This window comes from Photobacterium malacitanum (assembly GCF_900185615.1).
Lineage (GTDB): Bacteria > Pseudomonadota > Gammaproteobacteria > Enterobacterales > Vibrionaceae > Photobacterium > Photobacterium malacitanum.
Genome location: NZ_FYAK01000001.1, coordinates 1,083,297 through 1,104,474, shown reverse-complemented (window position 1 = coordinate 1,104,474; position 21,178 = coordinate 1,083,297). Strand labels below are relative to the sequence as shown.

The 21,178-nt window shown below is 40.3% G+C and carries 20 protein-coding genes; 13 read left to right on the top strand and 7 right to left on the bottom strand.

Annotated elements, in window-relative coordinates; translation table 11 throughout:
* Positions 1-5: 5 nt before the first annotated feature.
* The 6 genes from PMAL9190_RS04990 to PMAL9190_RS04965 form a co-directional block, all read right to left on the bottom strand.
* Positions 6-758, bottom strand: a complete 753-nt coding sequence (locus tag PMAL9190_RS04990; protein WP_065166537.1) for an outer membrane protein OmpK — start codon at positions 756-758, stop codon at positions 6-8.
* A 319-nt stretch (positions 759-1,077) separates the two neighbouring features.
* Positions 1,078-2,466, bottom strand: a complete 1,389-nt coding sequence (locus PMAL9190_RS04985) for an AmpG family muropeptide MFS transporter (protein WP_087844224.1) — start codon at positions 2,464-2,466, stop codon at positions 1,078-1,080.
* A 196-nt stretch (positions 2,467-2,662) separates the two neighbouring features.
* Positions 2,663-3,031, bottom strand: a complete 369-nt coding sequence (locus PMAL9190_RS04980) for a hypothetical protein (protein WP_087844158.1) — start codon at positions 3,029-3,031, stop codon at positions 2,663-2,665.
* Between the two features lie 48 nt (positions 3,032-3,079).
* Entirely contained in the window at positions 3,080-3,631 is a 552-nt protein-coding gene (locus tag PMAL9190_RS04975) for a peptidylprolyl isomerase (RefSeq protein ID WP_087844157.1), read from the bottom strand.
* A complete protein-coding gene (locus PMAL9190_RS04970; RefSeq protein WP_087844156.1) occupies positions 3,631-4,206 on the bottom strand; it encodes a YajG family lipoprotein in 576 nt (191 codons plus the stop codon). The genes PMAL9190_RS04975 and PMAL9190_RS04970 overlap by 1 nt, the downstream gene beginning before the upstream one ends.
* Before the next feature lie 77 nt (positions 4,207-4,283).
* A complete protein-coding gene (locus PMAL9190_RS04965) occupies positions 4,284-5,408 on the bottom strand; it encodes a methyltransferase (protein ID WP_087844155.1) in 1,125 nt (374 codons plus the stop codon).
* A 149-nt stretch (positions 5,409-5,557) separates the two neighbouring features.
* On the opposite strand from PMAL9190_RS04965, the gene bolA reads away from it, so the two are divergent.
* The 10 genes from bolA (at position 5,558) to dinB (ending at position 15,082) form a co-directional block, all read left to right on the top strand.
* Entirely contained in the window at positions 5,558-5,872 is a 315-nt protein-coding gene (gene bolA / locus PMAL9190_RS04960) for a transcriptional regulator BolA (RefSeq protein WP_087844223.1), read from the top strand.
* A gap of 559 nt (positions 5,873-6,431) precedes the next feature.
* On the top strand, positions 6,432-7,772 hold the full coding sequence (locus PMAL9190_RS20285) for a Na(+)-translocating NADH-quinone reductase subunit A (protein WP_200813365.1): 1,341 nt from the start codon (positions 6,432-6,434) through the stop codon (positions 7,770-7,772).
* A 3-nt stretch (positions 7,773-7,775) separates the two neighbouring features.
* On the top strand, positions 7,776-9,020 hold the full coding sequence (locus PMAL9190_RS20280; protein WP_200813364.1) for an NADH:ubiquinone reductase (Na(+)-transporting) subunit B: 1,245 nt from the start codon (positions 7,776-7,778) through the stop codon (positions 9,018-9,020).
* Positions 9,010-9,801 carry a Na(+)-translocating NADH-quinone reductase subunit C gene (locus PMAL9190_RS04950; RefSeq protein WP_087844154.1) on the top strand — a complete coding sequence of 264 codons (792 nt, stop codon included), beginning with the start codon at positions 9,010-9,012 and terminating at the stop codon, positions 9,799-9,801. Before PMAL9190_RS20280 ends, PMAL9190_RS04950 begins: the two co-directional genes overlap by 11 nt.
* The gene (locus PMAL9190_RS04945; RefSeq protein WP_065166531.1) at positions 9,794-10,426 is read left to right on the top strand and encodes an NADH:ubiquinone reductase (Na(+)-transporting) subunit D; all 633 of its coding nucleotides are present in this window, start codon (positions 9,794-9,796) and stop codon (positions 10,424-10,426) included. Before PMAL9190_RS04950 ends, PMAL9190_RS04945 begins: the two co-directional genes overlap by 8 nt.
* 7 nt (positions 10,427-10,433) lie before the next feature.
* Entirely contained in the window at positions 10,434-11,030 is a 597-nt protein-coding gene (gene nqrE / locus PMAL9190_RS04940; RefSeq protein ID WP_060999503.1) for an NADH:ubiquinone reductase (Na(+)-transporting) subunit E, read from the top strand.
* A gap of 23 nt (positions 11,031-11,053) precedes the next feature.
* Entirely contained in the window at positions 11,054-12,277 is a 1,224-nt protein-coding gene (gene nqrF, locus PMAL9190_RS04935) for an NADH:ubiquinone reductase (Na(+)-transporting) subunit F (RefSeq protein ID WP_087844153.1), read from the top strand.
* 159 nt (positions 12,278-12,436) lie between these two features.
* A complete protein-coding gene (locus PMAL9190_RS04930) occupies positions 12,437-13,462 on the top strand; it encodes an FAD:protein FMN transferase (RefSeq protein ID WP_087844152.1) in 1,026 nt (341 codons plus the stop codon).
* 11 nt (positions 13,463-13,473) lie between these two features.
* A complete protein-coding gene (gene nqrM, locus PMAL9190_RS04925; protein WP_060999509.1) occupies positions 13,474-13,695 on the top strand; it encodes a (Na+)-NQR maturation NqrM in 222 nt (73 codons plus the stop codon).
* 316 nt (positions 13,696-14,011) lie between these two features.
* Positions 14,012-15,082: a DNA polymerase IV gene (dinB, locus tag PMAL9190_RS04920; protein ID WP_087844222.1), complete on the top strand. Its 1,071-nt coding sequence runs from the start codon at positions 14,012-14,014 to the stop codon at positions 15,080-15,082.
* Between the two features lie 80 nt (positions 15,083-15,162).
* Here the strand turns inward: dinB and PMAL9190_RS04915 are convergent, their stop codons facing one another.
* The gene (locus PMAL9190_RS04915; protein ID WP_087844151.1) at positions 15,163-16,623 is read right to left on the bottom strand and encodes an aminoacyl-histidine dipeptidase; all 1,461 of its coding nucleotides are present in this window, start codon (positions 16,621-16,623) and stop codon (positions 15,163-15,165) included.
* Positions 16,624-17,704: 1,081 nt separating this feature from the next.
* On the opposite strand from PMAL9190_RS04915, the gene PMAL9190_RS04910 reads away from it, so the two are divergent.
* The 3 genes from PMAL9190_RS04910 (at position 17,705) to frsA (ending at position 20,966) form a co-directional block, all read left to right on the top strand.
* On the top strand, positions 17,705-18,994 hold the full coding sequence (locus tag PMAL9190_RS04910) for an NCS2 family permease (RefSeq protein WP_087844150.1): 1,290 nt from the start codon (positions 17,705-17,707) through the stop codon (positions 18,992-18,994).
* A 69-nt stretch (positions 18,995-19,063) separates the two neighbouring features.
* Positions 19,064-19,522, top strand: coding sequence for a xanthine phosphoribosyltransferase (gene gpt, locus PMAL9190_RS04905; protein WP_087844149.1), 459 nt, complete (start codon positions 19,064-19,066; stop codon positions 19,520-19,522).
* A gap of 181 nt (positions 19,523-19,703) precedes the next feature.
* Positions 19,704-20,966 carry an esterase FrsA gene (gene frsA, locus PMAL9190_RS04900; protein WP_235004276.1) on the top strand — a complete coding sequence of 421 codons (1,263 nt, stop codon included), beginning with the start codon at positions 19,704-19,706 and terminating at the stop codon, positions 20,964-20,966.
* Positions 20,967-21,178: the final 212 nt, after the last annotated feature.

Sequence of the window (21,178 nt, the reverse complement as noted above, 5' to 3'; positions counted from 1 at the left end):
AATAATTAGAAATTATATTTAACTGTGTAAATCATTGCGTTTTGGTTGCCTGATGTACCTAGCTTGTTAAACGCGTAACGGTATTGAATACCTGTGGTTACGTTTTCTGTCGCGTTCCACCATAATGCAACCGCGCCGTTAGCTGTAACATGATCGCCTTCACCAGCAACAATCATGTATTTATCGTTACGACCAAACTCAGACTCGTGCCAGTTGCTGATCATGAACTTCTCGCCAAAAGCATTGAAGTTGTAACCTGCACTCCAACCAAACATACCGCCGTTCATGCCAGTGAAAGATGAAGGCGTTTTCCAATCAGCTGAAGTCATGGTGTGGTGGAAGCCAATGAATGGGTTAAAAAACCAACCATCGCCATTAAATGCGTAAGATAGACCTAATACGTTGTTTTGAGCAGTGAAACCATCACTGTTAGTGTTGTAAAGTTGGCCGTATAGGCGTAATTCAGCAATGCCAGTTTTGTAAGCGATAGAGCCTTTAATTGATGTACGTGCTTTATCTGAACCTTGATCTGCATTTTCTAAGTCAGCAAAGCCATATAGCTCACCCCAAGTAAAACCAGCACCGCCTTCAAGCTCAAGGTACCAGAAATCTTTTTGGTGACCAGCACGCTCCTCGGTGCCATTAGACCAATCTAAGTAGTTTACACTCATATCGCCGAAACCATATAGGTATTCAGCTTGGGCTGGGAAAGTAGTTGCTGCTGCTACAACGCTTAATGCTACTAGTGATTTGCGCATTTTTCTCTCGCTCATATTGGTCTAAATAGTTGGGATTTTGGCCGCCCCGTTTTGTTGGCGCTGATTCTAGTGTTTTATTTCACGTTTGGGAATGAAACGATTGCGCAATCCTTTGCTATTTGTGATCGCGATCTGATGTAATCGATTGCAGTGAGCGATAAGTGTGATCTTGATCCATTAATGAATCACTAATCTGAACTTTATATTGCTTGAATAGACTAAGATTGCCGCAATATTAGACAGCTTTTTTAGACAGGAATGAAAAGGAAGTTAGCAATTAGTAACCAACTTCCTTAGAAGGTGTTTTATAAAATAGCAGTTAAGGCTGGTGGGTTGGAGTAGCAACAATATTAAGTGCAGAATTATTTGCTAACAGACGAATTAATATCAGTACCGGAATACCCATTAACGCGGTGGTGAAGAAAAATACATTATAGCCAAAGTGATCAATATAAACCCCAGAAAAACCAGCAATAAATTTAGGGAATAGCACCATTATTGAGCTAAAGAGTGCGTACTGGGTGGCAGAGAAAGCAACATTGGTTAAGCTTGACATAAAAGTAATAAATGCCGCTGTCGCAATGCCTGCACCAAGATTGTCTGCTGATATAACCACGGTTAGCATTTCGATATTATTACCAACATAGCTAAAGACGATAAACAGTAAATTGGTAATCGCTGATAATATCGCGCCAAGTGCTAATATTTTAAGGGTGCCAAATTTACTGACGAGAATTCCGCCTAGACCTGCGCCAGCAATAGTCATTATGACCCCGAAAATTTTTGAAACGGAAGCAACCTCATTTTTAGTGAAGCCCATATCAACATAAAACACATTGGCCATCACGCCCATCACAATATCGGAAATACGGTAACAGCTGATCAGTAGCAATATAAGCAGTGCATTTTTGCCATAACGTTGAAAGAAATCTCGAAATGGCATAATAACTGCAGTATAAAACCAGGCGCCTAAATTAGCATAATGTTTGTTATAGCCTTTGCCGATAAGTTGCTGTTTATACTCTTTTTCAATGGCGTTTATAGCGTTATTGTCAATGGTGGGTTCTTTGACAATAAGTGTTGTCACTACACCTATCAGCATCATTGCAGCCATAATGAAGTAGGCACTTTTCCAGCCACTAGGATCATAACCAGAATCTGAGCCAAACCACGCAGCAAAGGCTAACGCGCCAGCACCTGCCATGATCATCGCTAATCGATAACCAGCTAAGTAAGTTGCCGATAACGCCGCTTGCATTCTTTCTGTTGCCAGCTCGATACGAAAAGCGTCAATGACAATATCTTGGGTTGCTGAGGCAAAAGCGACCATGATGGCAAAAATAGCAAATTTGAATAAATCGGTTTGTGGGTTACTTAATGCCATGCCGCACAATGATAAAATAATCACCATTTGGGAAAATAACATCCAGCCACGGCGACGCCCAAATAAGCGCGAGAAAATCGGTAGTGGAAACCGATCAACCAGAGGTGACCATGCCCATTTAAAGCCATAGGCTAAGGCGACCCAGCTAAAAAAGCCAATACTGGTTTTACTCACATCAGCTTCACGTAGCCAAAATGATAAAGTTCCAAACACTAATAAGATTGGTAATCCTGATGAAAAACCAAGTGCTAACATGATCAAGGCTTTTGGATTGGCATAAACGCGCCAGCCTTGTGGATGTTGTTGAGGTGTTGCTGTATCCATATCTTCCTCTGAAAACCAACTACCAATACCCATGCTAGCGTACTGAATATTTGAGATTTTTTACTATAGAATTCAAGCTTAGCAGCTCTAAATATGGGCTGCTATCAAAAACAATAATGCCTATATCGATTTGATGGTTATCAGACAAATTTTTTACTATTTAATTCTGTTTTAGTGCAGATTTAGATAAATAATATTAGGGTCGACTAACCGCTGCTACGTTAGGGGATGGCCCTATATTGAGTAAATAACAACTGAGGCTGGCGACTTTATGGCGAATAAAGCGATCGCCAAGTAATTGGTAATCACTAATAGCACTGACGGTTTGTACTAAAGACCAATAACAGGCTTCATAATGATTGGCTGGCAATAGGTTGTCGTGGGGAAGTAGCCACCATTGTGCGAGTTGATGATTCACTAAGTTTTGTAGCTGGACGTAGGTAATATCACCATGGCTAGCTGCAATGGCTTTGAGTGCCAAAATCGGTGCATTATCGACAACAAATTGTTGTAAATATTGTTCTTGTTCTGATACCGCTGGGCGATTATAAGCAAGTGTTAACATAGATGTCACCTGTAACGTGAGTGACTACGTACAGGTGACGTAATCACATTATTTAATGACTTTCATCGCTTCAATAATAATCGGCTGCTGTGGAATATCACTCATACCTGTGCGGGGATCTTTGGTTGTTGGTATGGTTGCCATTTTTTCTACTACAGGGAAGCCTTTTATTACCTTACCAAATACAGCATAGCCTGTTCGGCTACCTTGAGTATTTAAGAAATCATTATTTGCGAGGTTGATATAGAACTGACGCGTGGCTGAATTTGGATTTTGAGTACGTGCCATTGCAATAGTTGCAATATTATTTGGCAAGCCGTTATCCGCTTCGTTTTTAATTGGTGGATAGCTTGGACGCTGCTTTAAGGCTTGATCAAAGCCACCACCTTGTGCCATAAAACCTGGAATAACACGATGAAAAATAGTGCCAACATAACTACCGTCATCAACGTAGCGTAAAAAGTTTTTAGTAGTGATAGGGGCTTTGGCTTCATTTAATTCAATTGTAAATGGGCCTAAATTAGTCGTAACCAGTACTTTGGTGGCGGCGCTAACTGGCAATGCAACCAGTAAGCAAAGTGCTAATAAAAAACGTGACATTATACATTCTCCATAAGGTATTTATTTAATTCATTGTCATGGGCAATTTCATGAAGTACTGAATCCATGAGCTTATTCATGCTGGTAGCAATATCACTATCAGATGCTTTTAATGCATCTTCACGGCTAGAGCGACCTGCGTAACGTTTAATAAACTGACCATCAGGGGTATTAATAGTGAGCTGTAATTGTAACTCACTGTGCATATTATATTTCACCAACCCTTGTTTAACGGTAACTAAGGCTTTTTCAACGGTAATCGCCATGGTTGATGTTGCGCTGTCAGTAATACTAAATCCTTGCCCCGTAAGTTGTTGTGCTAGAGCTTGGCGTAGTGTTGCTGAAACCGGCTGTTGGGGTTGAATAATTTGTACATTTTCAGTGCCGCTATCAATCGCTGCAATATAACTGTTTGGCGCTTTATCTGCACTGCTAAGGTTGAGCGCTTTATGGTTTGCCCACGGATGTGCAGTAAACACAGCTGTTGGCGTTAATGCCAATGGTGGTGGCGGTTGTGAAGCGGCACAAGCGGTGAGTATTAATGTTGATGCTAGAATAACGTATTTTTTAATCATAAAGCATTCCCTTTGCTTATCTGTGAGTATCAGTCATTATTGTCGTTTAAATATCTATTTGAACGACAATAATGGGGTTATTTTGTTGCTCGTAACACAACAAATTTATTGTTATTACCAATAGTATCTACTTTAGTAAAAATACGATTTAACTTTTCGTGATATTTTAGTTGGCGGTTACCAATAATGATTAACTCACCACTTGCACGTAAAACCCGCTGTGCGTCACAAAACATTTGCCAAGCAATGTGGTCGGTAATGGTATTATTTTGATGAAACGGTGGATTGCACAATACTAAATCAGCACTTTGATTAGCAAAATTATCTAAGCAGTTAGCCACCATGACGTCAAATTTATCCGTGCTAGTTAGGTTTATTTGTGCGTTCTCTCGACAAGATGCCGCCGCCATAAAACTTTCATCAACACAAGTAACATTCGCTTGTGGGTTTAAACGTGCAGCTTTAATGCCAATAACGCCATTACCACAACCTAGATCGATAATGTCTTGATATTGAGGCTTTGATGGAATGAAATCTAATAAAAAACGACCGCCAATATCTAAGCTATCACTTGAGAATACATTGGCATAATTCGTGATAGTTAAATCGTGTTCTGGCACTGTCCACGTTGTTGGTTGTGGCATCGGTGCTGCTAATGACTTATTAACGCTAGTAAAAATTAACCGCGCTTTTTTAACGGCTAGTGATGTTTTGGTCTCACCTAAGTATTTTTCAAAGAGTTTTAACGTCGAAGAGTGAATGTCTTTTACTTTACCGGCACTAATAACCACACAATCAGCTGGCAATAAATGACACAATTGCTGGAGTTGCCAACTGAGTAAGCGATTATTTTTAGGTTGCTTAATTAATACTAATTGCGGATTTGCGGGTAAATCTGCGAGGCAATCAATAATCGTGATTGCAGGTAAATTATTATCATTGAGATTATTGATAATCGCTTGCTGAGTAATGAATGAGTCAGTGACCGTTGTGACTTGCCCTTGTTCAGCAAACCAACAGCTTAATGCACCAAAATTATCATTAAGGATCAATATTGGGCGTTGAGGATCAAGCGCCATTGAATGACAATGATTGATCAAATATTCATCTGCGGCATCCCATGCTTGCAGGGTTTCATTTTTACGTACAGGAAAACGGGTTAGCGTTAAAGTACGTTGATGCAAGGTTAGCTCTGGTTTCATTAATAATAACTTTCAAGTATGTTGGCGAAATAAGAAAGCATTTTCGCAGAACAGTGAAACGCTTGAAAGGAAATCTATCAAGTTAACGCCATAATAATGATGCATTAGTGGTGTTAATAGTAAAAAACGCTTTTTTAGCTGAGGATATTATGATTCAACCCCAAATTGAAGCCAAGTTAGCCGATACATTTGAGCCAGTGTATCTTAAGGTCATTAATGAAAGTTACATGCACAATGTGCCTGAAGGCTCTGAAAGTCATTTCAAGGTTGTGATTGTCTGTGCACAATTTGAAGGCCAACGTCTTATTACACGTCACCGTGCTGTAAATCAGTGTTTAGCAGATGAATTAGCAAATAATATTCATGCACTTGCAATTCATACTTATACTGAATCAGAGTGGCAGCAACAGTTGAATGCGCCAGCATCACCACAATGCCATGGTGGCTCAACTTTTGATAAGTGATAAGCGTAGCTATTTGACAAAAGTCGTTAACAAAACGACTTTTTTTATGTCATTTTGAAAGGCTTACACTGTTAACTATGATTGATAGCGCTTATGGATGCAATGTTAACAACATAAGCTAAATAATACCGATTTTCTTATGGTTGATAATAAGTTTGTCATTATGTTGAAAACATGTATTCATGAGTGGTGTTTTTTACAGCGTTGTTAATGAAATGGTTGTTTTTTAAAATTCATATTTATGTAAAAATATTCTGTAAATGTGCAGTTGATCATATTTCTCAGTTAATAAATCTATTGTGTCTTGTTTGTTGCTTGGTTTTCACTCGGAATCGCGTGGATTACCATAGAAAAAACGAGTTAATTAGTGGTAGAATCGCGGGCTGAAAAATTACTTGCTCATTGATATTTGTAGCGAGGTAGTTAACTGGATGTTGCGATACAGAGTCGTTTAGTGATTGTGGTCACTGCCTGTTCATCGATATCAGGCCAAGGAACGTAGTGTCTTAATTACGCAATATGAAAATTCTTTTTTCCCTTTAATGTAGTGCAAGTGCGTATGATTACAATAAAAAAGGGTTTGGATATCCCAATTTCAGGGACTCCAGCCCAGGCGATACACGATGGCAATGTCATCTCTAAAGTCGCCTTGCTTGGCGAAGAATATGTTGGTATGCGTCCTACAATGCATACTCGCGTAGGGGATGTAGTGAAAAAAGGTCAGGTTCTTTTTGAAGATAAAAAGAACCCGGGTGTTAAATTCACTGCTCCAGCTAGCGGCAAGGTAGTTGAAATTAACCGTGGTGCTAAACGTATTCTACAATCAGTGGTTATTGATGTAGAAGGTAATGAGCAGATCACGTTTAACAAATATGACTCATCGCAATTAGCACAATTAGATCGTGCTGTTGTGGTTGATCAATTAGTTGAATCAGGTATGTGGACAGCGCTTCGTACGCGTCCATTCAGTAAAGTACCTGCTGTTGGCTCAGAATCGAAAGCAATTTTTGTTACTGCAATGGATACTAATCCGCTAGCAGCTAACCCAGAAATTATCATCAATGAGCAAAGTGATGCATTCATTGCTGGTCTAACTGTGCTTTCTCGTTTGACTAGTGGCAAAGTTTACGTGTGTAAATCAGGTGCAAGCCTGCCTCGTTCTGCGCAAGCAAATGTTGAAGAGCACGTATTTAACGGCCCACATCCAGCAGGTTTAGCCGGTACACATATTCATATGTTGTTCGGTGCTGATGCAAACAATATTGCATGGAATATTAATTACCAAGACGTGATTGCGTTTGGTCAGTTATTCCTTACTGGTGAAATTTTCACTGATCGTGTGGTTGCGCTTGCTGGTCCTGTTGTGACTAACCCACGTTTAGTACGTACACAAATTGGTGCATCTATTACTGATCTAACTGATTCAGAAATGATGCCAGGTCAAATACGTGTGCTATCTGGTTCAGTGCTTAATGGTGTTAAAGCGGAAGGTGTTCATGGATACCTTGGTCGTTACCATCTACAAGTTTCTGCACTACGTGAAGGCTATGAAAAAGAATTCTTAGGTTGGATTGCTCCAGGTAAGAATAAGTTTTCTGTTACTCGTGCCTTTATGAGCCAGTTCTTCCCAGGTCAGTTGTTCAATATGACTACAACGACTAACGGCAGTGAGCGTGCAATGGTGCCAATCGGTAATTACGAAAAAGTAATGCCGCTTGATATTGAGCCAACATTATTACTGCGTGATTTATGCGCTGGTGATGTTGACAGTGCACAACAGTTGGGCTTACTAGAATTAGATGAAGAAGATCTAGCTTTATGTACGTTCGTGTGTCCTGGTAAATATGAGTTTGGTCCAATGCTGCGAGAGTGTTTGGACAAAATTGAGAAGGAAGGGTAATTCATGGGTTTCAAGAATTTCCTCGAAGATATCGAGCACCACTTTGAACCAGGTGGTAAGCATGAGCGTTGGTTTGCGTTATATGAAGCGTTTGCCACTCTTATGTATACGCCAGGGCAAGTGACGCGTTCATCTGCGCACGTGCGTGACAGTATCGATCTAAAACGTATCATGATCATGGTATGGTTTGCGGTTTTCCCTGCGATGTTCTGGGGTATGTACAACGTTGGTGATCAAGCTATTGCTGGTCTTAACCACTTATACACAGCCGACAAACTAACAGCGGTAATTGCTGCTGATTGGCATTACTGGTTTACCCAAATGCTTGGCGGTACGCTATCGGCGTCTGCTGGTTGGGGTAGCAAGATGCTACTTGGTGCAACTTACTTCTTACCTATCTACGCAGTTGTTTTTGCGGTAGGTGGTTTCTGGGAAGTGTTGTTCTGTATGGTACGTAAGCATGAAGTTAACGAAGGTTTCTTCGTAACCTCAATCTTATTTGCTTTGATCGTTCCGCCAACACTACCACTTTGGCAAGCAGCTTTAGGTATTACCTTTGGTGTGGTTGTCGCAAAAGAAATTTTTGGTGGTACCGGTCGTAACTTCCTTAACCCAGCACTTGCTGGTCGTGCTTTCCTATTCTTCGCATACCCAGGTCAGATTTCTGGCGACCTAGTATGGAATGCGGCGGATGGTTTCTCTGGCGCGACACCACTAAGTCAGTGGTCTCAAGGTGGTCAAGCTGACGTAGTTAACACTATTACTGGTCAATCAATCACTTGGATGGACGCTTTCGTTGGTCATATTCCAGGTTCAATTGGTGAAGTATCAACACTAGCTATCCTTATTGGTGGCGCATTTATTGTTATTATGGGCATTGCTTCATGGCGTATTATCGCTGGTACAATGATCGGTATGATCGTTGCTGCAACCCTATTTAACATTATTGGTTCAGATACTAACCCAATGTTCAACATGCCTTGGCAGTGGCACCTAGTTCTTGGTGGCTTTGCGTTTGGTATGATGTTTATGGCGACAGATCCAGTATCAGCTGCGTTCACCAATAAAGCAAAATGGTGGTATGGCGCATTGATCGGTGCAATGGCTGTAATGGTACGTGTAGTTAACCCTGCATATCCAGAAGGTATGATGCTAGCGATTCTATTTGCTAACCTATTTGCACCTCTATTTGACAACCTAGTTGTTCAAGGCAACATCAAACGGAGACTGGCTCGTCATGGCAAGTAATAAGGATAGCTTCTCAAGAACGCTGATTTTTGTAGTGGTATTGAGCCTTGTGTGTTCAATCATCGTATCTACAGCAGCAGTTGTTCTACGCCCTAAACAACAAGAAAATGCGGTACTAGACGTACAGCGTAATATTCTTGCTGTTGCAGGCCTGCTAAATAAAGACACTAACATCAAGCAAACGTACAACCAGTTTATCGAGCCTAAACTTGTAAACATTGATACGGGTAACTATGTTGCTGAAGTTAATGGTGAAAATGCAGCTAAATACAATCAACGTGCTGCTGCGAAAAATCCAGCTGAATCTATTGCGCTTCCAGCCAATGAAGATTTAGCGAAGATTCTTCGTCGTGCAAACGTCGCGACTGTATATCTTGTAAAAGATGCTGCTGGTAAGTTAACTAAAGTGATCTTACCTATTCACGGTAACGGTTTATGGTCAATGATGTATGCATTCGTTGCGGTTGCAACTGATGGCAATACTATTGACGGCATCACTTACTACGATCAGGCGGAAACTCCTGGACTAGGTGGTGAAGTTGAAAACCCAACATGGCGTGAGCAGTTTGTTGGTAAGAAGTTGTACGATATGAACTTCAAACCTGCAATTAAAATCCTTAAGGGTGGTGCACCTGTAGGTACTGATCACCAAGTTGATGGTCTTTCTGGTGCAACGCTAACAAGTAACGGCGTACAGCATACCTTCGATTTCTGGTTCGGTGCACAGGGCTTTGGTCCTTACCTTGCTAAGTTACGTGCAGGAGATCTGAATAATGGCTGATACTAAAGAAATGAAAAAGATCCTGTTTGGACCTTTTATCAGCAATAACCCAATTGCATTACAAATTCTTGGTGTTTGTTCAGCGTTAGCGGTGACTACTAAGTTAGAAACTGCGTTTGTAATGACAATTGCAGTAACATTGGTAACTGCATTTTCGAACTTTTTTGTATCATTAGTTCGTAATCAAATTCCAAACAGCGTACGTATTATTGCGCAAATGGCGATTATCGCATCATTGGTAATCGTGGTTGACGAAGTTTTACGTGCATACCTTTACGATGTATCAAAGCAACTGTCTGTATTCGTTGGTTTGATCATTACTAACTGTATCGTAATGGGTCGTGCGGAAGCATACGCAATGAAATCAGCACCAGTACCAGCATTTATTGATGGTATCGGTAACGGTTTAGGTTACGGTTTTGTACTTATTACTGTCGCTTTCTTCCGTGAGCTTTTAGGCTCAGGTAAGTTATTTGGTATGCAGGTATTGCCACTGGCTTCTGATGGCGGTTGGTATCACCCGAACGGTCTAATGCTATTGGCTCCTTCTGCGTTCTTCCTAATTGGTTTCATGATCTGGATTATTCGTACTTTCCGTCCAGAACAAGTAGAAGCGAAGGAGTAAGAGGAATATGGAACATTATATTAGCCTATTGATTCGCTCGATCTTTATCGAGAACATGGCATTATCTTTCTTCTTGGGTATGTGTACTTTCCTAGCTGTGTCTAAGAAAGTTAAGACCTCTTTTGGTCTAGGTGTTGCGGTAATCGTAGTACTTACATTATCTGTGCCGTTAAACAATCTGGTGTACAACTATGTACTTAAAGATGGTGCAATTTTCCCAGGTGTTGACCTTAGCTTCTTGAACTTTATTACGTTCATTGGTGTGATTGCAGCATTGGTTCAGATCCTTGAAATGGTTCTTGATCGCTTCTTCCCGCCACTATACAACGCCCTAGGTATTTTCTTACCGTTGATCACAGTTAACTGTGCAATCTTCGGTGGTGTATCTTTCATGGTGCAGCGTGATTACAACTTCACAGAATCAATCGTTTATGGCTTCGGCTCTGGTGTTGGTTGGATGTTGGCAATTGTTGCGCTTGCGGGTATCCGTGAGAAGATGAAATACTCAGATGTACCTGCAGGTCTTCGTGGTTTAGGTATTACCTTTATCACTGTTGGTCTTATGGCGTTAGGCTTTATGTCTTTCTCTGGCGTACAGCTGTAATCAGGATAAGGAAGGAATAGTCAATGGATATTATTCTTGGCGTAGGCATGTTTACCTTGATTATCCTGGCTCTAGTTTTAGTGATTTTATTCGCTAAATCTAAGCTAGTACCATCAGGTGACATTACTATCTCAGTAAACGGCGATCCAGAAAAAGCGATCACTACAGGTGCGGGCGGTAAACTACTGAATGCACTTTCTGCTAACGGTATTTTCGTATCATCAGCATGTGGTGGCGGTGGCTCTTGTGGTCAATGTCGTGTAAAAGTTAAATCTGGCGGTGGTGATATTCTACCAACAGAACTTGATCACATTTCTAAAGGTGAAGCACGTGAAGGCGAACGTCTAGCGTGTCAGGTTAACGTTAAATCTGACATGGATATCGAGCTTCCTGAAGAAATTTTTGGTGTGAAGAAGTGGGAATGTACTGTTATTTCTAATGATAACAAAGCAACCTTCATCAAAGAGCTTAAGCTACAAATTCCGGATGGCGAAACAGTACCTTTCCGTGCTGGTGGTTACATTCAGATTGAAGCACCTGCTCACCACATCAAATACTCAGACTTTGATGTACCAGAAGAGTACCGTGGCGATTGGGATAAGTTTAACTTGTTCCGCTACGAGTCTAAGGTTGATGAAGATATCATCCGTGCTTACTCAATGGCTAACTACCCAGAAGAGTTCGGTATTATTATGCTAAACGTGCGTATTGCTACGCCGCCGCCTAATAATCCAGATGTTGCTCCTGGTCAAATGTCATCATTCATCTGGTCACTTAAAGAAGGTGATAAGTGTACTATTTCTGGTCCTTTCGGTGAGTTCTTCGCGAAAGAGACTGAAAATGAAATGGTATTCGTAGGTGGTGGTGCTGGTATGGCGCCAATGCGTTCACATATCTTTGACCAACTTAAGCGTCTACACTCTAAGCGTAAGATGTCTTACTGGTACGGTGCACGTTCTAAGCGTGAAATGTTCTATGAAGAAGATTTCGATGCACTAGCAGCTGAAAACCCTAACTTCGTATGGCATTGTGCATTGTCTGATCCACAGCCTGAAGATAACTGGGATGGCTACACTGGCTTTATTCACAACGTTCTTTATGAAAACTACTTACGTGATCATGAAGCACCAGAAGATTGTGAGTACTACATGTGTGGTCCACCAATGATGAACGCAGCTGTTATTAGCATGCTAAAAGATCTTGGTGTTGAAGATGAAAACATCCTATTGGATGATTTCGGTGGCTAATTGATAGCCCTTCACCTTTAAAGAAGGCTGGCCTTTAAGGTCAGCCTTTTTCATTATTAATGATGAGTAATGTTATTTTTATTGTGGTTATTATCAGTTAGTAATGACTCACTATGGTGTCTAGAGTAAAAATTACCTTTATTTCATTGGAGTAGTTGAATGAAAATGTTCTTTATTCGAGCTGTAGTTGTAATAACAGCATTGTTAGCGCTTGCTGGCTGCAGTGAACAGCGTCAGCAAATCACTATTAATGGCTCGACGATGGGAACCTATTATTCAATTAAGATAATAGATCAAGCAGGGCTACCGTCAGCAAAAGAGATTCAACAAGAGATCGATCGTCGTTTAGAGCTGGTTAATGATCAAATGTCGACTTATCGTCCACAATCTGAATTAAGTTTATTTAATAAAGCACCGGCAAATAAACCGTTTCCTGTATCAGCAGCAACCGCTAAAGTGATCGCTGAAGCGTTACGTATATCTAAAGTCAGCAATGGCGCTTATGATGTAACTGTTGGCCCAGTCGTCAATTTATGGAGCTTTGGCCCAGAAGCACGTCCAGAATCAATTCCAACCGATAAAGACATTAAAACTCGGTTGTCAGAAGTGGGTTATCATCACCTACAAGTGTTAGCGGGCAATAAGCTAGTCAAAGATGAAGCTAAACTGTATGTTGATTTATCTTCTATCGCTAAAGGCTATGGCGTTGATGTTGTTGCTGACTACTTAAAAGATGACTTACACGTTAAAAACTTCATGGTTGATGTCGGTGGTGAGCTGCGCCTGCAAGGTAAAAATAAAGCCAATGTGTTATGGCGTATTGCCGTTGAAAAACCGGTTGAAAACGAACGAGCAGTGCAAGAGATCCTGCAAGCGGGTAATATGGCCATTGCGACATCGGGTGATTACCGTAATTATTTTGATGAGAATGGGGTGCGTTACTCGCATCTGATTAATCCTAAAACGGGTCGTCCAATTGATAATCATGTCGTGTCGGTAACGGTTATTGCGCCGTCATGCATGACAGCTGATGCTTACGCGACGACATTCTCTGTCATGGGAGAGGATGAATCAATTGCATTAGCAAACCAAGAAAATATTCCTGTAATGTTGATTGTAAAAACCAAAGACGGCTTTGTTGAATACAAATCAAATACTTTTGAGCAATACGTAGATAAAAAATAATAGAGGCATCTATGGCAACTTATTTAGTAACATTTGCTGTTTTTCTACTGGTTATTATCGCAATGGCCGTAGGGTATATTTTTCAACGTAAATCAGTAAGTGGCAGTTGTGGTGGCTTAGATGGAATTGGAATCGCCAAAGAGTGTGACTGTCCAGAACCTTGTGATGCACGTAAAAAACGTGAAGCACGCGCAGCACGCCAAGCTGAATGGAAAAAGAATCAGATTATTTAATCGATTTTACTACTATTAGGTAAGTAATTACTTACCGTGAAGCCTAGGTATGACAAAAGAAGTTATACTTAGGCTTTTTTGTGCATGATTATTGGACCAGACAATTACGTCCCTGTTGCTTGGCTAGATAGAGCAATGATTTTAATCATAACAATTAGTTAATACCATTGGTTTTGTTAATTTTTTTGTACATTATTGTTTATTTATATGTGTAAAAATGAATGTTGAGATAGTTACAGTACGGACTTAAATTGGCGTATAATAGCTGTATATAAAAACAGTTATTTGTTGTGTTTATTGATGAGTATTTGCTGTGATCAATCCATTGCCTAGCCAACGTAAGATAATTCATGTCGATATGGATTGCTTTTACGCAGCTGTTGAAATGCGTGATAACCCTGCTTTACGTGATATTCCGATTGCTATCGGTGGTCGTTCAGAGCAACGGGGAGTAGTGAGTACCTGTAATTATTTAGCCCGTAAATATGGGATTCATTCCGCGATGCCGACAGCACAAGCAATGAAATTATGTCCACATTTAACCCTTGTGCGTGGACGGATGGAGGTTTATCGTCAAGTTTCACAGCAAATACGGGCTATTTTTGCGCGTTATACCGATAAAATAGAACCATTATCATTAGATGAAGCGTATTTAGATGTCAGCGAGTGTGAGATGTTACACGGCTCTGCAACTCTCATTGCGTTAGATATTCGTAAAGCGATTGAGTGTGAACTTAACCTCACCGCCTCAGCAGGGATTGCACCGGTAAAGTTTATTGCAAAAGTGGCGTCTGATCTTAATAAGCCTAATGGTCAATATGTGGTAACACCTGAACAAGTCGATGATTTTGTTGCGGATTTGAAACTTGAAAAAATCCCTGGTGTAGGAAAAGTCACCATTCAAAAATTGCATCAGCTAGGTTTGTATGTGGGCCGAGATGTTCAAAATTATGAACAACAACAGTTATTACAACAGTTTGGTAAATTTGGTCAATCATTGTGGCTGCGTGCTCATGGTATTGATGAGCGTGAAGTCATTGTTGAACGACAGCGTAAGTCTGTCGGGGTTGAGCGAACGTTTCATAAAAATATCGCAAGTTACGATCAATGCTGGCAGGTGATTGAGCACTTACATTCAGAATTAGAGCAGCGGTTACGTAAGGTGCGACCTCAATTGAATATCGCTAAGCAGGGGATCAAATTAAAATTTGCTGATTTTCAACAAACAACGGTGGAACACAGTTGTCCTAAACTAGATAAACAACAATTTGTGCCGCTATTAACGGAAGCACTTACGCGTCAACAAGGTCGAGAAATTCGTCTAATCGGGTTAAGCGTTGGCTTAGAACAAGGATTAAAGGCACAGCAGTTATCATTTGGTTTTTGATGGTAAGTAAGATAATGGTGAGCAATAAAAAACGGACGCAAGGTCCGTTTTTTAATGGGTTATTAAGCTAACTCGGTGAGTTATTTTTTAACCGGAATATTCTTTAGAACCGCTAACATTTGATCCCAGAACATTTGCACTGTATCAATTTTCACTTTCTCATCAGGTGAGTGTGGGAACTTGATTGTTGGACCAAATGATAACATGTCCATTTCTGGGTAAGGTTCTTTAAATAAACCACACTCAAGACCGGCATGGATCACCATGATATTAGGTTTGTTACCGTACATTTGTTGATAAGTATCACGGAAAACGTGCATGATTTCAGAATCTGCATCAGGTTTCCAACCAGGATATGCTCCTGATACTTCACATTTAGCACCCGCTAGCGTAGCTAGTGATTGCAACATACCTTCAACGTAGCTACGGCCTGAGTCGATCAACGAACGAATAAGACATAGAATAGTAACTTTGTCTGCTTCTGTGGTGATCACGCCCATGTTTAATGAGGTTTCAACCACACCTTCAATATCATCGCTCATGCGAATAACACCGTTCGGACAAACGTTTAAAATATTCATTAAACGGGTTTGATCAGCAGTAACGATGATATCAGCAGGAGTAGCACATGTTTCAGTAAAGAAGACTAGATCTGTTTCAACATGACCTAATTCAGCTTTCGCCATTTGAAGGTATTCAGCAAATAAAGCATTAAGTTTATCGATATTTGCTGCGGGTAATGTTGCAATAACTGTTGCTTCACGAGGTAAGGCATTACGCAGGCTACCACCAGTGAAGTTATTGATACGTAGACCAAGCTCATCTGCATGACCGACAAAGAAACGCGCCATTAATTTATTAGCGTTACCACGGCCGGTATGAATATCACAGCCAGAGTGGCCGCCTTTTAGGCCTTTAATAACCAGTTTAATTGCTTGGTGATCTACAGGGATTGCTTCGCGTTGAATATCAACGGTTAATGCAGCGTCAACACCGCCAGCACAACCCATGTAGACTTCGCCTTCTTGCTCAGAATCGGTATTTAAAAGAATATCGCCTTCAAGCCAGCCAGCTTCTAAGCCAAAGGCACCAGTCATGCCAGCTTCTTCATCAATGGTTAGTAATACTTCTAATGGGCCATGCTCGATATCTTTAGCGGCTAAAATTGCTAGACATGTTGCCATACCCATGCCGTTATCAGCACCTAATGTCGTGCCTGTTGCAGTCACCCATTCACCATCGATGAAAGGTATGATTGGATCTTGAGTGAAGTCGTGAACGGTATCTTCATTTTTTTGGGGCACCATATCAATGTGCGCTTGAAGTACAACTCCTTTGCGATTTTCCATGCCAGCTGTTGCTGGTTTTTTGATAATCACATTACCGGTATTATCACGACGAACATCAAGTCCTTCAGCCTGTGCAAAAGAGACAATGTATTGTGCCAATTGTTCTTCATATTTAGATGGATGAGGAATTGAACAAATCTTATCAAAGAAATGCCAAACAGCTTTTGGTGATAGTTGAGTAATTTCAGACACGGTAGCCTTCCTTTTATATATGAGACTGGGCTAGTGTCATTTTGTAGGGTTTTAGCCGTAAAATGACAAAATTAGGGAGCGAGTATTTTTATCGCTTTGGTTTTAGCATATCACTCTGTCTTTAGGGGAGATAGGGCAAATAATAAAATCTTATACCACTGATTTCTGCAGTTATAGTGTCAATGATGGAGGGTTTACTAACCATAATCATTGTTATGCATGTAATGTAAACAAATACACCAAAAAATAATCAATAGAAAAGGTGTGGCATTATAAGTAAATAAGAATGTAGTAAATTTACATTAAAGCCCGCCTCTCAAGTATAATTTTCAAAAAGTGTGAGCTAGTTAAAATAAATATTGTAAGATTATTACTTTTTGGTTATAGTTTAGTCAAGCCACGCTGAGTGGCACAATAATTAACACGACATGTTCAGGATGAACCCGAGATATCGCCTCCAAGGAACCGAGAATAAGTGAGCCATGACGGCAACCCGCCAGCAATGATGTGTTGGTGTACTTATGATTAAGGTGATTTAAATGAAAATTTTTTCTTCAATGACACATTTTTGGAATAATCGTTCGGTCTATACCAGTAATTTCCATTACCCAGCGCCGTACCGTTATTAATAAGTTTTAATTGTTTGGTTGTTATTCAACGAGACAAAGTGCAATTTTGTTTACCCCCTAAATTAAGAATTCTTGATAACGCTGTAGCGTTGTTTATAACATTCTGCCGCCACTTCATTTTGAAGTGGCGTTTTTTTATCTGCTTTTCTGTTATTGCTGTAATTAGGTTTTATTATCGGTCTTTATTAACCCTTATTGTCGTGTTTAATAAAGTAAATGATTAAAAAACAAGCGCTATTGAATTTCCTTTAATTAATTGAATTTTAAGTTTTTATTGTTGTTTTCTTCACTGATGTAAATCACCTTTGTCATTGTTTTACGCTTTTCAACGATAAAATCTGGAAATTGCGGGATCGCATGATTATAATCAGCGCCGAAATGGATTGCGCAAACGTTTTCTATTTCTTAACGTGTTTGTTAGTTTATTGCCTATCTCTAAGGAATCGAGAAGCATGCTAGAAAAGTTGTTTAAACTCAAAGAACATGGCACAACAGTGCGCACTGAAATTATGGCCGGTGTGACCACTTTCCTGACAATGGCTTATATTATTTTTGTAAACCCCACTATGTTAGCCAGTACAGGAATGGATCAGGGTTCAGTGTTTGTTGCTACTTGTGTAGCGGCAATGATTGGCTGCTTTGTGATGGGTTTTTATGCTAATTATCCGGTAGCACAAGCACCCGGTATGGGGCTTAACGCCTTTTTTACTTATACCGTTGTTTTAGGTATGGGTCATACGTGGCAGGTCGCGTTAGCAGCTGTATTCTTATCTGGTTTATGTTTTATCGCGCTGAGTGTTATGCGAGTGCGTGAATGGATCATTAACTCTATTCCTCATTCATTACGAATTGGTATTTCGGCGGGGATTGGTCTGTTTTTAGCTTTTATCGCATTGCAAACATCCGGCATTGTCGTGGCAAGCCCTGCGACATTAGTTAAAGCCGGCGATTTAACCAGCTTTCCGGCAATAATGGCAGGACTTGGGTTTGTATTAACCATTGGCTTAGTTCAGCGTGGCTTTAAAGCCGCTGTATTGATCGCCATTTTAATTGTTACCGCAATCAGTATTATCGTGGGTGAAGTTGAGTACAACGGCATCATGTCTATGCCACCAAGTATTGCACCTACTTTTATGCAGCTTGATTTCTCTGGTGCAATGGAAGTTGGCTTAATTTCAATTGTATTTGCATTTTTGTTTGTCGATTTATTTGATACTGCAGGCACATTAGTTGGGGTCGCGACCAAAGCTAACCTGATTGGTGAAGATGGTAAATTACCGCGTTTAAACCGTGCATTATTAGCAGATAGTACTGCAACTTCTATTGGTGCATTACTGGGAACCTCAAATACCACATCTTTTGTCGAGAGTGTGTCGGGTGTCGCAGTTGGTGGTCGTACAGGCCTAACAGCCGTTACGGTAGGCATGTTATTCTTACTGGCGTTATTTTTTGCACCATTAGCTGGTATGGTTCCAGTATACGCTACCGCTGGTGCATTATTTTACGTAGCTATTTTGATGATGTCAGGTTTGGTATCTATTGATTGGCGCGACCTAACAGAAGCTGCGCCTGTCGTTGTTGTATGTTTACTTATGCCGTTAACCTACTCAATTGCAGAAGGGATTGGCCTTGGTTTCATTACGTTTGCGGTAGTGAAAGCATTAAGTGGCAAGGGACGTGAAGTAAATATCAGTGTTTGGGTTATTTCTGCGTTATTCCTTGCGAAGATTATTTTCTTATAAGTGTAATGTTATTTACGCTTACATAAATTTATGCGGTTTTCGAATCGCTGTTTCAGAGGTTGTTTTACTATGAGTAATAAATTCGTCATCACTTGGGATAACATGCAAATGTACACGCGCCAACTAGCAGAGAAATTGCTACCGGCTGAGCAGTGGACAGGGATCATTGCTGTTAGCCGTGGCGGTTTAGTGCCAGCGGCTATTTTGGCGCGTGAGTTAGGCATTCGTCATATTGATACAGTATGTATTTCTAGCTATGATCATGATCATCAGCGCGATATGAATGTGATCAAGCAAGCAGATGGTGATGGTGAAGGCTTTATCGTGGTTGATGATTTAGTTGATACTGGTGGTACTGCGGAAAAAATTCGTGAACTGTACCCACGTGCTAAATTTGTAACGGTATGTGCAAAACCTGCTGGTCAACATTTAGTTGATGATTTTGTGGTTAACATTCCTCAAGATACATGGATTGAACAACCTTGGGATATGGCGGTTACTTACGTTGATCCGATTGCTAAAAAATAAATCTGTTAGTTAAAACGGATTCAACAGACAATGATAGTGTGTTGATGAGCAGTTTTGAAAACTAAGTTTTATTAAAGACGCCACCTTGTTGGCGTCTTTTTTTATAGATTTTAGTTATTGAGAGTGGTTTAGGTATATTATCTAAGTCTATTAAAATATGTGTTATACGTTGGAGGATGCCGTGTCCGAACAATCATCAAAACAAAATCTATCAGAGAAGCTATTTGCACCTCGCCAAACCAGCAAAGAAACCTCAAATATTGTAAAAATTGCACATGTTCGTAGTGGTGATGTAAATAATGCACTTGATGGTGAAAGTCAGCTTGGTTGGTATCGTGTTTTACGGCGTCCACAGTGGATATGGCAAGGTGTTGATCCGATTGAGCAAGAAGCGGTTTTAGCACGGATAGCTGCTTCAGATGCTCCTCGTACAACAGCACATTTATTAGATACAGTTATTGGTTATCGTCCGGGTAACTGGACTTATGAGTGGTCACAATTAGCGTCTAGTTATCAGCAATTAGCCCGTATAGCTGCTAATAATGGCGATAAGTTAATAGCATCAGAATTATTGTTAAAAGCCAGTACTCATTACAGTATTGCTGCATATCCTTATATAAAAGGTGATCAATTGGCTGATCAGGCCGAATTACAAGCCAATCAAAGTTACCGTGAGGCGATTGATCTACGTCCACATGATATGCGTAAAATTGATGTTAAATATGAAAATAAGACCTTTGAGGCCTTCATTCATCTGCCACGTACCGATAAATTATTACCTACAGTAATTGTTAGTGGTGGCTTAGCGACGTTGCAAAGTGATCTGTGGCGGTTATATAAAGATTACTTAGGCCCTGCTGGGTATGCAATGGTGACCTTAGATATGCCATCTGTTGGTCATAGTGATCGTTGGAATTTAACCGAAGATACCAGTCGTTTACACCAAGCACTATTACAACAAATTCGAGATGTACCGTGGGTTGATAACCGCAACGTTGCGATGGTGGGATTACGAATGGGAGGTAATGCTGCGATTCGACTTGGATTTATGGAGCCAACGCGCTTAAAAACCTGTGTCAGTATTGGTGGCGCAATCAATAGCTTTCTTACTCAACCTAAACTGTTAGATCAAATGCCACGTATGTATCTCGATGTTCTAGCGTCTCGAATGGGCAAAAATGGCCAAGCAGAAGCCAGTATTAAATCGCATTTACCCGCATGGTCATTAAAAAACCAAGGTATTTTAGGTCGCCGTCGAGTGGATATTCCGATGTTAGGTATTGGACTTAAAAACGATCCTATTTGCCCTGAAATGGATAATCAGCTGATTGCCTTATCAAGTTATGGCGGTAAGGCGATGACGTTACCTGAGAAACCAATTTATGATGGCTATCATCGCGTAATGACAGAAGTCGTTAAATGGCTCGATGATAAAATGCAGTAATTATTACCCTGAGCAATAGCCATCATTTATTAGCGGAATTGCACCATAGTGTGATTCCGTTTTTTATAGAAAAAATATATTGTCATGATATTGTTAGCAAAATTAACTGTTATGGTTTGTTATTTTGTTAAAATTTATCCATACTATAAGAAATTATTATTATGTTGAGCGAATTGTTACGTCGACATAGATAATGACAGGACAGTAAGTCT

Bases quoted from the DNA above. Each gene is read 5' to 3' on its own strand.
- PMAL9190_RS04945 (WP_065166531.1), top strand. From the start codon at position 9,794: ATGGCTGATACTAAAGAAATGAAAAAGATCCTGTTTGGACCTTTTATC.
- PMAL9190_RS20285 (WP_200813365.1), top strand. From the start codon at position 6,432: ATGATTACAATAAAAAAGGGTTTGGATATCCCAATTTCAGGGACTCCA.
- PMAL9190_RS04965 (WP_087844155.1), bottom strand. From the start codon at position 5,408: ATGAAACCAGAGCTAACCTTGCATCAACGTACTTTAACGCTAACCCGT.
- PMAL9190_RS04930 (WP_087844152.1), top strand. From the start codon at position 12,437: ATGAAAATGTTCTTTATTCGAGCTGTAGTTGTAATAACAGCATTGTTA.
- nqrF (WP_087844153.1), top strand. From the start codon at position 11,054: ATGGATATTATTCTTGGCGTAGGCATGTTTACCTTGATTATCCTGGCT.
- PMAL9190_RS04980 (WP_087844158.1), bottom strand. From the start codon at position 3,031: ATGTTAACACTTGCTTATAATCGCCCAGCGGTATCAGAACAAGAACAA.
- PMAL9190_RS20280 (WP_200813364.1), top strand. From the start codon at position 7,776: ATGGGTTTCAAGAATTTCCTCGAAGATATCGAGCACCACTTTGAACCA.
- PMAL9190_RS04990 (WP_065166537.1), bottom strand. From the start codon at position 758: ATGCGCAAATCACTAGTAGCATTAAGCGTTGTAGCAGCAGCAACTACT.
- PMAL9190_RS04975 (WP_087844157.1), bottom strand. From the start codon at position 3,631: ATGTCACGTTTTTTATTAGCACTTTGCTTACTGGTTGCATTGCCAGTT.
- PMAL9190_RS04910 (WP_087844150.1), top strand. From the start codon at position 17,705: ATGCTAGAAAAGTTGTTTAAACTCAAAGAACATGGCACAACAGTGCGC.
- nqrE (WP_060999503.1), top strand. From the start codon at position 10,434: ATGGAACATTATATTAGCCTATTGATTCGCTCGATCTTTATCGAGAAC.
- bolA (WP_087844223.1), top strand. From the start codon at position 5,558: ATGATTCAACCCCAAATTGAAGCCAAGTTAGCCGATACATTTGAGCCA.
- PMAL9190_RS04985 (WP_087844224.1), bottom strand. From the start codon at position 2,466: ATGGATACAGCAACACCTCAACAACATCCACAAGGCTGGCGCGTTTAT.
- gpt (WP_087844149.1), top strand. From the start codon at position 19,064: ATGAGTAATAAATTCGTCATCACTTGGGATAACATGCAAATGTACACG.
- PMAL9190_RS04950 (WP_087844154.1), top strand. From the start codon at position 9,010: ATGGCAAGTAATAAGGATAGCTTCTCAAGAACGCTGATTTTTGTAGTG.
- nqrM (WP_060999509.1), top strand. From the start codon at position 13,474: ATGGCAACTTATTTAGTAACATTTGCTGTTTTTCTACTGGTTATTATC.
- PMAL9190_RS04970 (WP_087844156.1), bottom strand. From the start codon at position 4,206: ATGATTAAAAAATACGTTATTCTAGCATCAACATTAATACTCACCGCT.